This window comes from Spirosoma utsteinense, from assembly GCF_014282275.1.
Lineage (GTDB): Bacteria > Bacteroidota > Bacteroidia > Cytophagales > Spirosomataceae > Spirosoma > Spirosoma utsteinense.
The window spans coordinates 19408-34396 of the sequence record NZ_VFIA01000020.1; the positions used below are offsets into that span (position 1 = coordinate 19408).

3 protein-coding genes are annotated in these 14989 nt (G+C 51.6%); all 3 read left to right on the forward strand.

Annotated features, from left to right (window positions below; translation table 11 throughout):
* The first annotated feature begins 48 nt into the window (after positions 1-48).
* Positions 49-7755, forward strand: a complete 7707-nt coding sequence (locus FH603_RS16295; RefSeq protein ID WP_186738604.1) for a non-ribosomal peptide synthetase — start codon at positions 49-51, stop codon at positions 7753-7755.
* 69 nt (positions 7756-7824) lie between these two features.
* The gene (locus FH603_RS16300; protein WP_186738605.1) at positions 7825-8571 is read left to right on the forward strand and encodes an aspartate/glutamate racemase family protein; all 747 of its coding nucleotides are present in this window, start codon (positions 7825-7827) and stop codon (positions 8569-8571) included.
* Entirely contained in the window at positions 8543-14989 is a 6447-nt protein-coding gene (locus FH603_RS16305) for a non-ribosomal peptide synthetase (protein WP_186738606.1), read from the forward strand. Before FH603_RS16300 ends, FH603_RS16305 begins: the two co-directional genes overlap by 29 nt.

Below are 14989 nucleotides of genomic sequence, written 5' to 3' on the forward strand. Positions count from 1 at the left end.
CTGAGAACTCAACATACTCTTTTCCAGCTACCTATTCATTTTAACCGTATGAATACCTTAGTAGGTTACCGCATATCGCCCCAGCAACGGCACGCTTTGTCCGTGTACAACAGGGCGTCGACCCTTAATTCGCAAATTGTACTTCAATGCAATTCAAATAGCGATACGACACGCCTGTACCAAACCATTACCGATGTTTTTGGCGACGAGCAAATAGCCAAAACTACCTACTACCAGGTAGAAGAGCCCTCGTCGGCCCTCCAAATGCCCGGTAGTCATACGCGGATCGAATTTTCAACGTATGAAGGCACATTTGCCGATGATACTCAGCTGAATAACTGGATTGACACGGAGCGACACCGGGGATTTGATTTGATAAACGGACCCATCGTGCGGGTAACAACGGTTACGCGTCCAGCTGAAGATAGGCTGATCGTGATTGGCTTGCCGTCAATTGCGGCCGATTTACATACGCTTCATGTAATCAGTAAACGAATAACGGAGCAATATGAAGCAGGAGCGGCTCCGGATGCCGAGGAAAAGCTCAGTTATTTACAGTTTGCTGAATGGCAAAACCAGCTTCTGGAGGATGAGGACAATGCCGATAGCGTTGCCTACTGGCGGAACAAACAAGCCAGCGGATTCAGGAAAACGCTGCTTTTCGACAAGGATGCCAACAACGGAAAAGAGTATGCTCCGGCAAAAGTAACCCTGGAACTGAATAAGGTCTTTGTTGGGCAGGCGAACGGAGCCACGGCAGCGTATACCCCCGATGTATATGTTTACGCGGCCTGGAATCTGTTGCTCTGGAGACTGCTGAAGCAGGAAAATTTTGTTTCAGGATACGTTCATGCCTTCCGGGAGTACGAAGAACTACAGTCGCTTTGTGGCTTTTGCTCCAAAACACTACCCACCTGTTTGAATTGGGATCCGCAGTGGCAGGTGCGTGATTTGCTGGAGGCCACCAGGCAGGAAATCGACGTCATCAGCACTCACAAGGACGTATTCCTGGAGGAGACCTTCTTTAGCCGATACCCCGATGCTGGTTCATCGTATACGATTCCTTACAGCTTCGAATACGTAGACCTACAGGCAAACACGGCACCATCCGCTTCAGCCATCAAGGTAGTGAACCACCTGTGTTTCAGCGAGAACGCTAAACTTAAGCTGGTATGCCGGCAGCTGACAGATGGCCTTGGTATGGAGTGGCAGTACAACGCCAGCTGCTTCTCGCCCGAAGATATTGCCTTTCTGGCCGATGCTCTGAACGTGATCCTGACTCAAGTGCTGCAAAACCCGGAGGCAGCCATAACAGACGTAAACCTGTTGAGCCCGAATTACGCAAACAGATTGGTACATGATTTTAACCGGACAGACCAGAGCCTCAGTCCGGTGAAAACCGTTGGTCAGCTGTTTGCCCGGTGTGTGGATCAGTACCCCAACCAGGGGGCTGTCGTTGCCGGCAACGTACGGTTAACCTACCAGCAGCTCGACCGGCAGGCTACGGCTATTGCCTGTTACATAACACAAACTCACGCGATCAAAAAGGGTGATCTAGTGGGCGTAATGTGTGGTAAAAACGAAAAACTGACAGCGGCCCTGCTGGGCGTTATCAAATCGGGTGCCGGCTTTGTTCCCATTGATCCTGCCAACCCGGCAGATCGGGTGAACTTCATCTTGCAGGACAGTGGCGTAAAGCTTCTGCTGACCGACAACGCCTACGCGGTTATGGCAGGCACTGTGCCGGTAATAGGAATAGACCAGATTTCGTCGGCGACCGGAGCGGACGTTTACCTGGAAGAACGAACGCCGGAGAGTGTGCTATACGTGATTTATACCTCGGGAACGACGGGTAAACCCAAAGGCACTATCATCCAGGATCAGGCACTCCTTAACTATGTTGCCTGGTTTACCAGGGCATTTGGGATCAATAGCCTGGATAGTTCCATTCTGCTGGGCTCCTATGCGTTTGATCTTGGTTACACCAGTCTGTGGGGCACTTTGCTCAACGGAGCTGAATTGCACCTGGTAGATGATGAACTGGTAAAAAATCCGGATAGCGTCATTCACTATTTAACAGAGAACAGCATAAGCTTTGTCAAAGCTACGCCGTCCTTATTCCATACCCTGGTAGCGTCAGACTCGGTGCAGGGTCTGGCAGCGAGTAACTTACGTCTTGTTCTGTTAGGTGGTGAGCCGATCAACGTCAGGGATTTAAACGTAATAGCCGCGGTCAAACCAGCCATTACGCTGGTCAATCACTATGGTCCCACCGAGTCGACCATCGGGACGATTGCCTGTCCTGTTAATTCGTCTACTGCCAGTCTGGAGGCTTATGCCCACCTGCCCGTAATTGGATACCCGGTAACCAATAACCGGATTTACATAGTGAATGAAGCCGGGCAGCTGGTTCCTCCCGGCATCGAAGGCGAACTGATGGTGGCGGGTGCAGGTCTGGCGCGGGGATACCTCAACCGGGATGAGCTTACGCAGGAGAAGTTCATCGCTGATCCGTTTCATCCGGGGCAGTCCATGTACCAGACAGGTGATATCGCCAGCTGGCTGCCGAACGGTACTATTCTTTTCAAGGGCAGGCGGGATGAGCAGGTGAAGATTCGGGGCTACCGGGTTGAAACCGACGAAGTTCAGAAAGTGATGCTGGGCTTGTCCGGCATCAAAGAAGCCCTCGTAGTGCCACGCCCATCGGATGAGTATGGCCTGGAACTGGCTGCTTATTTTCTGGCGGCCAATCAGCCGGACCCCGCCGACCTGCGGGAATCGCTGTTGCAGGTATTGCCTGATTATATGGTGCCTTCCTACTACGTGCAGCTTGACAAATTCCCGCTTACCCCCAACGGAAAAGTAGACAAAAAAGCATTGCCCGATCCAGGGCTGTCTCAGGCTAACAACAGGCAGGTAGCACCCCGCACGGCCCTTGAAAAGAAGCTGACCGGCATCTGGAGTGACGTGCTCGAAAAAAACAGCATCGGGGTAGAAGATGACTTTTTTACGCTGGGCGGCCACAGCCTGAAAGCGATCAAGCTGGTTACGCAGTTGTCGAAAGTGCTGGGCGTTAAAATTGCCCTCCAGGATGTTTTCATTCATTCGACTATTGAAAAACTCGCCCGGCACCTCCAGCAAAAAGGCGTTTCGGTGTTCGAACCGATACCGGTGCTTGAGAATAGGTCTTACTACGACCTTTCTCATGCCCAGCACCGTTTATGGATACTTCACCAGATGGAAGACAATCAGACGGCATACAATGTACCGGCTGTCTTTACCATGCAGGGCCATCTGAATACAGACGCGTTTAACAGGGCGTTTGAAACCGTAACGAACCGCCACGAAAGTTTACGAACGTCCTTTATCACCGTAGATGGCGAACCGAAGCAATTCACCCACCAACCCGGTCAGATAGCGTTGGGAGTCGGTTACATCGATCTCAGAACGGAGCCGGATCAGGCGCAAAAAGCAGCAGCCTACGTCAACCAGGAGGTAAACACGGTTTTCGATCTGGAAAAGGCTCCTTTGGTCAGAGCCCATTTACTCCAACTGGCCGACGACCGGTTTATTTTCCTGTTCAATATCCACCACATCATATCCGATGAGTGGTCGCTGGGAATACTGATCAACGAAATACTGACCTGCTACGATGCCTATCAGACGGGGTTGGAGGTGCCGCTGCAGCCGCTCCGTATTCAGTACAAGGATTTTGCGGCCTGGCAGAACCAGAAGCTGACCGGCACCGACGTCGAACAGGCCCGGACTTACTGGCTTACAACCTTCGGCGATGAAATTCCAGTCCTGAACTTCCCCGCCGATTACCCCCGTCCGGCCGTCCAGACATTTAGCGGCAATCGGATAAGCACCGTTCTTGGTAAGGACGTTTCAGATCAGTTAGGCCGCTTCAATCAACAGCAGTCCGTCACGATGTACATGACCCTGCTGGCATCGGTAACCGGTCTGCTGCATCACTATACCGATCAGGAGGACATGGTCATTGGAACGCCGATGGCAGGGCGTGATCATCCGGATCTTGACGGTCAGATTGGTTTTTTTGTCAATACCTTACCGATCCGTACCCGATTCAAACGCGCCGACTCGTTTGCCACGCTGGTGCAAACTACCCGCACCCATGTGCTTCAGGCGCAGGCGCATCAGGCGTATCCATTCGACCGCCTTGTGGGTGATTTGAACCTGGACCGGGACCTGAGCAGATCGGCACTTTTCGACGTAATGGTTTCCCTGTCAAACCCGGAAAGCGCAGTCAGTAAATTACGGGCTTTGAAGGACCTGGATATAGCCGAATATACCTACCCGCATACCATCAGCAAATTCGACCTGTCGTTCGATTTTCAGGAAACGGAGAAAGGATTGCAGGTAGGAGTAGAATACAATACGGATTTGTACGAAGCCAGCCGTGTTGAAAAACTGCTCGACCATTATGCCCGGCTGCTGGCGGTGATGCTCGACAATCCTGATCAGGAATTGCAGCAGTATTCCATGCTCAGCGAAGAAGAAGTTAACCAGCTGTTGAACGACTTCAATCCGGCTGATCAACCTGACGTATATACAACATCGGTAGTTCACGCTTTCGACGATCAGGTACGGCAAACGCCGTTTGCTACGGCCGTTGTTTTCGAGGGCGAACGGCTCACCTATCAGGAATTGAACGAGCAAGCCAATCAGCTGGCGGCTTACCTGCAACGGACGAATCCTGACAACGCTGACCGGCGAATCGGCTTGATGATGGGCCGATCCCTGGATATGGTCATCAGTGTGCTGGCGGTTCTGAAATCAGGTGCATCCTACGTGCCTGTCGACGCCGACTACCCGGTCGACCGTATCGAGTTTTTACTACGGGATAGTGGCATTGAGGTATTGCTAACCGATGGCGCAGGCAGCCCGGCCGTTATTCCAGGCTTTGTAAAGGTGGTTAATCTAGCCACAATCGCTCCTGAGGTCAACGCGTATCCGGTCAGCAATGTCGCCAATACGATCGATCCGGCTAACCTGGCTTATACCATCTATACCTCCGGTTCCACGGGTACTCCGAAAGGGGTTGCCGTTACGCACCAGAGCCTGATGAGCATTGCCATGGCCTGGCGTTCAAGTTATAAACTGGACAGCTTTACGCCCCGGTTGTTGCAGATGGCCAGCCTGTCGTTCGATGTGTTCATGGGTGATTTTTGTCGCAGTTTGCTCAACGGCGGTGCGCTCATTATTTGTCCGGCGGAGGTACGCCTGCAACCAGACCGTTTGTGTGACCTTATCGTCGAACATCAGATCAATATCCTGGAAACCACACCCGCCATCATTCTGCCTCTGATGGATTATGTGTATGACAACCAGCAGGATATCTCGTTCATGGAGCTGCTTATCATGGGCTCTGATACCTGTCTGGCTACTGATTTTGCCCGGTTGGTGGAAAGATTTGGCGGGCACATGCGTATCCTCAACAGCTATGGAACGACCGAGACCACTATCGATTCCTCGTATTATGAAGAGGAGCTGGATCGTATACCACACTATGGCGCTACGCCCATCGGTAAACCACTGCCGAACACCCGGTACTACATCCTCAACGAAAGCCGAAAGCTGGTTCCGGTTGGTGTAAACGGCGAGTTGTATATCGGCGGAGCGGGCGTGGCCAAAGAATACCTGAACCGCGAAGCACTGACAGCGGAACGATTCATCAAAATTCCGGAGCTTTCCAGTGGGGCCATTTATAAGACCGGTGACAAGGCTTGCTGGTTGCCTGATGGAAACGTTGAATTTCTGGGCCGGAATGACAGCCAGATCAAAATAAGAGGCTATCGAATTGAGCCCAGTGAGGTTGAAAGTACCCTGTTGTTGCTGGAAATGATTAAAGCTGCGGCCGTAGTCGTTCATACAGACAGTAACAAAGAGAACCGGCTGATCGCCTACTGCGTCCTGCACGAAGGGAGCAGCATTGCCGGGGTTAAAGATGCCCTCTCCGGCAAACTGCCTGCCTACATGGTGCCCTCCGCTTTTAAAGCGCTGGATTGTTTACCCCTGACGGTAAATGGCAAGGTCAACTATAAGGCCCTGGCTTCGCTCACGCTGGAGGATGCGTTGCAGGCTACCGATTACGTGGCTCCGTCGAATGTTGTTGAACAAACGATAGCCGCTATCTGGCAGGAGATTTTGAGCCGATCATCGGTTGGGGCCAACGACCATTTCTTCGAGATAGGTGGCCATTCCCTGAAAGCCACGCAGGTGATCAGCCAGATTCACAAGCGGTTGAACATCGATGTGCCGCTGCGCCTTATTTTCACGCATCCTGTTCTTTCGGAGTTAGCCCGCGAAATTTCAATAGTGGGAAAAACGGCTTTCGAAGGGATCAAAAACGTCGCTCCGGCAGAGCATTATCCGCTTTCATACGCACAGAAACGGTTGTGGCTACAGCATCAGATCGGCGAAGGGCAGGCGGCTTACACCATTAAAGATGCCTACTTGTTTGAGGGAGTTCTGAACCGTGAGGCAATGAGCATCGCTTTTCATCAACTCATCGAGCGCCATGAGAGTTTACGCACGGTCTTCGCTATTCAGGATGGTGAACCCCGCCAATTCATCAAAAAGACGGAGGAGGTCGGGTTCCATATAACCTATAACGATCTGCGCTCAGACGCTCATCGGTGGGATCATGTAACGGAACTCGCCGAGAACTGGGTGAAGACGCCGTTTGAGCTTGATTCGGGCCCGCTGCTCCGGGCATTACTGATCCAGCCTGAGCAAAATCAATACGTTTTTGTCTTGACCATGCACCATATTATTTCGGATGGCTGGTCATCGGGCGTGTTGATAAAGGAAATCCTGGCGCTATACAACGCCCACGTCAATCAAAAACCCAATTCCCTGCCACCGCTTAAACTGCAATACAAGGATTTCGCAGCCTGGCATAACGACGTTTTGGATGGCGAAAAGCTGCGGCAGCTTCAGACGTACTGGAAAGAACGTTTATCCGGCGAGTTAACGCCTGTTAACCTGCTCACCGACCGGCCGCGTCCGCTCGTAAAATCGTATCGTGGCAGCACCTGTCGCGTAGATGTAGCGCCTTCGCTGGCCGAAAAACTGCATCAGGTGTCCCGGCAGGAGGGAGGAAGCCTGTACATGGTGTTGCTGTCGATCGTAAACGTTCTGCTACACAAATACACGGGCCAGGAGGATGTATGCATCGGTACGCCGGTTTCCGGAAGGGTACACGCAGATCTGGATTCACAGATAGGTTTCTACGTGAACAGTATCCCGATCAGAACGTATCCGAAAGCCGGCCAAACGTTCCGGACTTATGTCAGCGAAGTAAAAGAAACGGTACTCGCGGCCTATCAGCACCAGCTCTATCCATTCGAGCGCATCGTCGAAGACCTGAAGCTGGAGTATGACCGGAGTCGATCGCCCGTTACTGACATCTGGATGCACTTGTTCACCAATGATCTGGCGCAGGAGTCGGCAGCCATAGCCGGCCTTGCAATCCGGGAGTTCGGCCTGGAGCACGCGTTTAGCAAACACGATCTCACGTTTAACTTCATGGATACGAGCGGACAAATAAGCCTGATCATAAACTACAGCACCGACTTATTCAACGTGTCGACCATCGAAACGATGATGGATGATTTTGTGAAGCTGGCCGAGACGGTAGCCGTCGAGCCGAACATCCGGTTAGCCGATGTCTCGCTGCATGAGGAGCTGAGTGAAGACCAGGCATTCCTTGAATCCATGTTCAATCTATAGTACCAAACGCAGTGCCAATCGCTCGGTTTCGGGTGGTCGAGGCACCGTTGTAACACATAAATCCAGCTCATGAAATCGAATAAAAAGCTTGGAATCATTGGTGGGATGGGCGCTCGGGCCGGGGCTAACTTTTTCCAGAAGCTCATCGCTTTTTCACCGGCCGACAAAGACCAGGATTTCATAGAAGTTATCATGCATAGCAATTCTAAGATTCCTGATCGAACCCGCGCTATTGCCTACGACGAATGTTCGCCGTTGGATGAGCTCATCAGATCCGTTAAGATGCTCAATGCCTGTGATGTAAATCTGATTGTGCTGACCTGCAACACGGCTTACTACTACTATAATGATTTTGTCCATTATTCAGATGCTCCCATCCTCAACCCGGCTCACCTGCTCCGCCAGTTTGTTGAAGAAAACGACTTCAGGAACATCGGGCTTTTGGGAACCACGGGAACCATGTGCTCAAGAATCTTCTGCAATGAACTGGAGTCTGTCAATCGCCAGGTAGTAAGACTCACCAAGTGGGAACAGGAAAACATTTTCATGAAGTCTGTTTACATGGAAAATGGATTGAAATCCTCCGTTGTCTCCCTTGAGGCTGTCGACCTTATGTACCGGGCGGCCCACCTGCTCATTCAGCGGGGAGCTGACCTGATCGTGGGTGGGTGCTCCGAAGTATCCATTGCCCTCCAGCCTGACCGGCTACCGCTACCTTACGTTGACACAATGGATCTTATGGCCAAAACCGCCGTTCTGGAATGCTACGAAAATCAGTTAACCGCTTATGAACACATCCCTTACCATGGTTTATAAACTAGTAGACGAAAAGGCAAAACAGACGCCTGATAAAGTGGCCATCGAAGCGCCCGATGGTAACGCTACGTACCAGGCTGTGAATGAAAAAAGCAATCAGATTGCGCATGTGTTGCGGCAATCGGGTGTTGCCCGGCAGGATGTTGTCGGGGTGGTCCTGTCGCCCGGTACACGGCTGGTTCAGTCGCTGATCGGCATCTTCAAAGCGGGGGCGATCTACCTGCCGATCGATAAAGATTTTGCGTCGAAACGGCTGGCCGATATGTTTCAGCAGTCGCCCTGCCATACCGTCATTACGGCACCTGAATTTAAGGATGAGGTAGACATTATTCTTCGTTTGTACAGTCCGCAAACCAGGCAGGTTATCGTCCTGGCCGATGAGGGGCCGGTATGCTTCAACGTCGTCAATCACCAATGGGAAACGGCTGCCCTATCCTCCCTGAGCACGGAGATTCCCGATGTGACTGTGCAACCCGACGATGCAAACTACATTTTCTATACGTCCGGTTCTACCGGAAAGCCAAAGCCTATTTTAGGTTGCCACAAAAGTCTAACGCACTTTATCGACTGGGAAATTGAAGAATTTAAGCTTGACAGCAACTGCAAAGTAAGCCAGCTGGCTCAGTTCACTTTCGATGCCTCGCTACGCGATATTTTTGTGCCGCTTTGTGCTGGTGGAACGCTGTGTATTCCTTCCCTTGAAACGAAATCGAACTATGCTCAGCTCGTTGACTGGATCGAACGTTCTGAAATCACGCTGATGCATTCGGTGCCTTCGTTGTTCCGGATGATCGTTAAAGTACTGTCGCAAGGCCTGGTGAGTACCCGGTTTGAAAACCTACGCTACTACCTGATGGCGGGTGAGCCTTTGTTTGCCACCGACATTATAAACTGGCGCAGGGTTGCCAATAACACGACTGAGCTGGTGAATCTTTATGGCCCGTCTGAAACGACGATGGTCAAAACGTTTCATCGACTGGGTCAGCGGCCCGTGTCGCCCAATGAAACCATACCCGCCGGTTTGCCCATCGCCAATACCTTCATTGCGATCATCAACAAAAACAACAGGCTATGTAAAGTGGGTGAAAAAGGAGAGCTGTTCATCCGCACTCCCTACATGACCAAAGGGTATTACGGGAATGAAGACCTGACCAGACAGGTGTTTGTCCAGAATCCGCTGGTGACGGATTTTGACGACATCGTTTATAAAACAGGCGACCTGGGCCGCTACCTGCCCGATCGCACCATTGAACTGCTTGGTCGTATCGATGATCAGGTCAAAGTAAACGGGATACGGGTGGAACCGGAAGAAATTCGGAAAACCGTACTTACTCTTCCTGGTATCAGTGAGGCATTTGTAATGGCAGTCAAAAACGCCGACCATTCGAACGAGCTGATCTGTTATTATACCGGGCAGGAGCACTCGGAAACAGCGTTGAAACAGCAGCTTAGCGCCAGCCTTACTGCGTATTTAATTCCGGCATACTTCGTGCATTTGCCCGCTTTTCCGTTAAATGCCAATGGTAAAATAGAGAAAAAGGACCTGCCAAAGCCGCACGAACTCGTCGTAAAGGGGCTCGTTTACGAACCCTGTCGCGGTGGTATCGAAGAAACACTGGAATCGATTTGGCAGGAAGTTCTGGGGCTGGATCGAATTGGTCGGGCGGCCTCATTCTTTGAGCTGGGCGGTACGTCGCTGAAAGCTACGCAGATCGTAACCCGTATCTATCAGAAGCTCAAAGCTACGGTATCAATCAAGGACCTGTTCATCAAACCTACAATTGCCGAGCTGGCCACCCTTGTCGACAAGCTGATTCTGGAGCAGGATACCTCGATCAGGAAGGTTGCCGAACAGCCTTACTACGATGTGTCTCATGGCCAGCGTCGCCTGTGGGTACTAACCCAGCTTGAAGAAGACAGTGCGGCTTACAACATGACGGGTAGTTACGAGATCAGGGGCGAACTGAATATACCCGCGCTACGGCAAGCCTTCGACCAGCTCATCGCCAGGCACGAAAGCTTGCGAACCACCTTCTTTTTCCACCAGGGTGAGCTGAAACAGCGAATCCATCCGGGTACCAATGGGTTTACGATCGACTATGCCGACCTGGAAAATGCGCCACGCCCGGCGGTCGACGAGTGGAGCAGGAACATGGGGCTGACGTCATTCGACCTGGAGAAGGGCCCCTTGCTGAACGTTGCGCTCATCAAAACCACCGATCAGGCTTACCGACTGATGCTGGTCATACACCACATCATTACCGACGGGTGGTCGATGGAGGTGATGATCCGGGAAATGCTGGAATTTTATCAGGCTGCCGACACCGGGTCTGAACTACTGATGCCCAGTCTGAGCGTGCAGTACAAGGATTTTGCCGCCTGGCAACATGAGCAGTTAAGCGGTGACCGTTTAACCAGCCATAAAGCCTACTGGCAAAACAAACTGTCGGGTCAGCTACCGGTTCTGGAACTACCCGCCGACCGGTCCAGACCTGCTCTGAAAACGTTTGACGGCGATACCGTTGACATCGCTTTTCCGCAACATGGGGTAGCAGCCTTTGCTGACTTATGTCAGAAACAGCAGGTCAGCCTGCACATGGGTATTTTGTCGCTGGTCTACACCCTGTTTTACCGGTATACCGGATCGTCGGATATCATCTTGGGAACACCCTCGGCCGGGCGTCTGCATAAAGAACTGGAAGGGCAGATTGGTTACTACGTTAACTTGCTGGCGCTGCGTACCACTTTTGCGGGTACCGATTCGTTTACGGCACTGCTGCATCAGGTCAAAGACACGACCCTCGGTGCCTACGAGCATCAGCTGTATCCCTTCGATAAACTGGTGGAAGACCTCCAGGTTACCCGTGAACTAAGCCGGTCCCCCTTGTTCGATGTAGCCGTTATTCTGCACAACACATCCATCCGGGAAGAAGAGGTTAACCAGATCAACAGCATACAGATACAGCCGCTCAAACCAGATGTCAGGGTTAGCAAATATGATCTGCAATTCAACTTCTACGCGGTAGGGGAGAGTCTGACCCTGAGCGTCGATTACAATACCAGCCTCTTTAACCGGGTTCGTCTGGAACGTATGCTGCAACACGTATCGCAGCTGATGCAGCTTGTTGTGGAGCAGCCCGGCGTCCCTGTTTCACGACTTGATTACCTGACCGCTCAGGAGAAGCAGCAATTGGTTTATGACTGGAATCATACCGACACGCCTTATTCTGATCAGAAACTTTTGCATGAGCCGTTTGAGCACCAGGTATTGCTGAATCCCGGACACCTGGCTGTTACCTGTCATGGCCAGTCACTGACATATCAGGAACTGAATGAGTTCTCTAATCAGCTGGCGCGGCATCTGCTCAACAGCGGGATGAAGAACGGCGATAACGTGGCCCTGATGGTTGGTCGTACGCCGTTGATGCTGGTTGGGCTGCTGGGTATTTTGAAAGCTGGCGGAGCCTATGTACCCATCGACCCGGCCTATCCGGCCGACCGGCAGCTTTACATCTGCCAGAATTCGGAAGTGAAATTTATACTTTCTGATGCCGCTTATGAATTGCTCGATTCGTTACCGGAGCAGGTGGTTAAGTTGTCGCTGTCTACCAGTGAGTACGACCACTACGAGCGTGATAATCTTCACGTCCAGAAATCTACTCGTGATCTGGCCTATACCATTTACACGTCCGGCTCAACGGGTCGGCCAAAGGGCGTAATGATCGAGCATCATTCTGCTATCAACCTGATCGAATGGGTGAATAACACCTTCGCTGTCGATGACAATGACCGGCTTCTCTTCATCACCTCCATGTGTTTCGATCTGTCGGTCTATGATATTTTTGGCATGCTGGCTGCCGGTGGTACCGTTGTCATGGCTACTCAGGATGACATACGGAATGCAGATCGGCTAAAGGCCCTGATGGTTGCGGAACAGATTACATTCTGGGATTCTGTACCCACCTCCATGAACCATATGGTTGCGGCATTGGAAGATAGTGGGGAACCGTATAGCCAGCCGTTCTTACGCGTGGTGTTTATGAGTGGCGACTGGATACCGGTCGATTTACCCGAACGGATAAAGGTGTACCATCCGAATGTAAACGTGATCAGCCTGGGCGGAGCCACGGAAGGCACCGTATGGTCGAACGTCTACCCGGTTACGCAATCCATGAAAGGCTGGTCCAGCGTACCCTACGGACGGCCACTGGATAATAACTACTTCTATATTCTGGATGAGCACTTAAACCCGGTTCCCCAGGGTATCCCCGGCGAATTGTTTATTGGTGGGGTAGGCGTAGCGAGAGGCTACGCGAATGATCCGGAAAAAACGGCTAACGCTTTCCTGGATAATCCGTTCCTGCCGTCACCGACGCAAAAAATGTATCGTACCGGTGACCTGGGACGGATGCTGGAGGACGGGAACATGGAGTTTCTGGGTCGTAAGGACCATCAGATCAAGATCAGAGGTTTCCGGGTAGAAATTGGTGAAGTCAACACCACCCTGGCGCAGTACCCGGCGGTTACCGAAGCGATTGTCGTGGCGAAAGGGGAACGAAACGCCATCTACCTCATTGCCTATTACACCAGTCATAGTCCGCTCGACGCGCGGGAGCTAAAGGCTTATCTGTCAGGATTTTTGCCCGATTACATGATACCCGCATTCTTTGTTCAGCTCGACCGGCTACCGATGAATGCCAACGGGAAAATCGATCACAAAGCCCTGCCTGATCCTGATGTAAGCCGACTGGACGAAGCATCCTTTAGGGAGCCATCGACCGTTACGGAAGCTCATCTTTTGACGATCTGGCAACAGGTGTTGCGCACGGATAAAATCAGTAGTACGGATGACTTCTTTAGTGTTGGTGGCCATTCTCTCAATGCAACCCGGGTACTATCGAGAATGCAAAAGGAATTTGGCGTACGCATGGAGCTACGAAACATGTTCCTGTTCCCAACCATTTCAGCCATGGCTCAGGAAATCGATCGCACGCTGGGTAGCCAGGCTGGATCTATCGAGCCCGTGGCCGAGCAGGATTTATATGAACTGTCGCATGCCCAAAAACGGCTCTGGCTGCTGAATCAGGCCAACAGGAACGATCTTTCCTACAACATTCCGTTTGCCTTCGAGGTGGCGGGCGACCTGAATATAGCCGCCTTTGAAAAAGCCATTCATACGTTGATCGACAGGCATGACATACTAAGAACCATATTTGTCGTTCGGGAGGGCCAGCCCTGGCAGCGCGTTCTTGACCGTACCGCTTCTGGTTTTGCGCTGGATCAACTGGACCTGCGTTTATCGACCCACGCGCTTGCCGAAGCCACCCGAATAGCCGAAGACCAGCAACCGTTCGACCTGGAAGCGGGCCCGCTTGTAAGAGCTACCCTGATCCGACTGAGCGATGACCGGTGGATGTTCCTCTTTTCTATTCATCACATCATCTCGGATGCCTGGTCGATGGGTATCATTATCGATGAGTTGACAGCCGCCTATAATGCCTACAGCCGTGGGGAAGTTCTGGCCCTGGAACCTCTATCGGTGCAATACAAAGACTATGTATACTGGCACAAAAAGCAGTTAAGTACCGATCGCCTGGCGCAGTTACGGTCGTACTGGCTTACCCGGCTTGGCGGTGAATTGCCCACGCTGAATCTCGATACCGATTTTGAACGGCCAGCCCTAAAATCGACGACTGGTGAAACACAGATAACCGATATACCCGAAGACCTGTTCGGTACGGTTCGCGAGTTGGCGAAAAAAGAAGGTGTTTCTCCTTTTATTCTGCTTACCACCGCTCTTAAGGCCCTTTTATACCGCTATACCGGGCAGCAGAACCTCCTGATCGGTACCGTTATGTCGGGTAGGGATCATTATCAACTCGAAAATCAAATCGGGTTTTATGTCAATACGCTGGCCTTACGAACGGTATTCGACGGGAAAGGTACCGGGCGGGAGCTCTTACAGTCGGTCAAAAAAACCATACTGGACGCTTACGAACACCAACTGTATCCGTTCGATCTGCTGATAACCGACCTGAAGCTGCAAAGAGACCGGAGCCGTAGCCAGCTATTCGATATCGGGATCGAATACCAGCACCTCGACATGCAGGAAGGTGAAGACAGGGAACTGAACGCCATAACGCTTCATCCCCTCGATACCGCCAATAAGATAAGCAAGCTGGATGTGTCGTTCCGGTTCTTCGAAAGTAAGGATAAGCTGAAACTGGTACTGGTGTACAATACCGATTTGTACCTGCCTGCTACCATGACACAACTGTGTAAACGATTCACGGAAATGCTTACGGCAATCGTGACGAATCCTGAGGTGAAACTGGAAGATGTGTCATTGAGCGATGCTGACAGTCTTGAACTGTTCGATCGCTCGATGCCGGATGAGTCGTTCAACTTTAACTTTTAA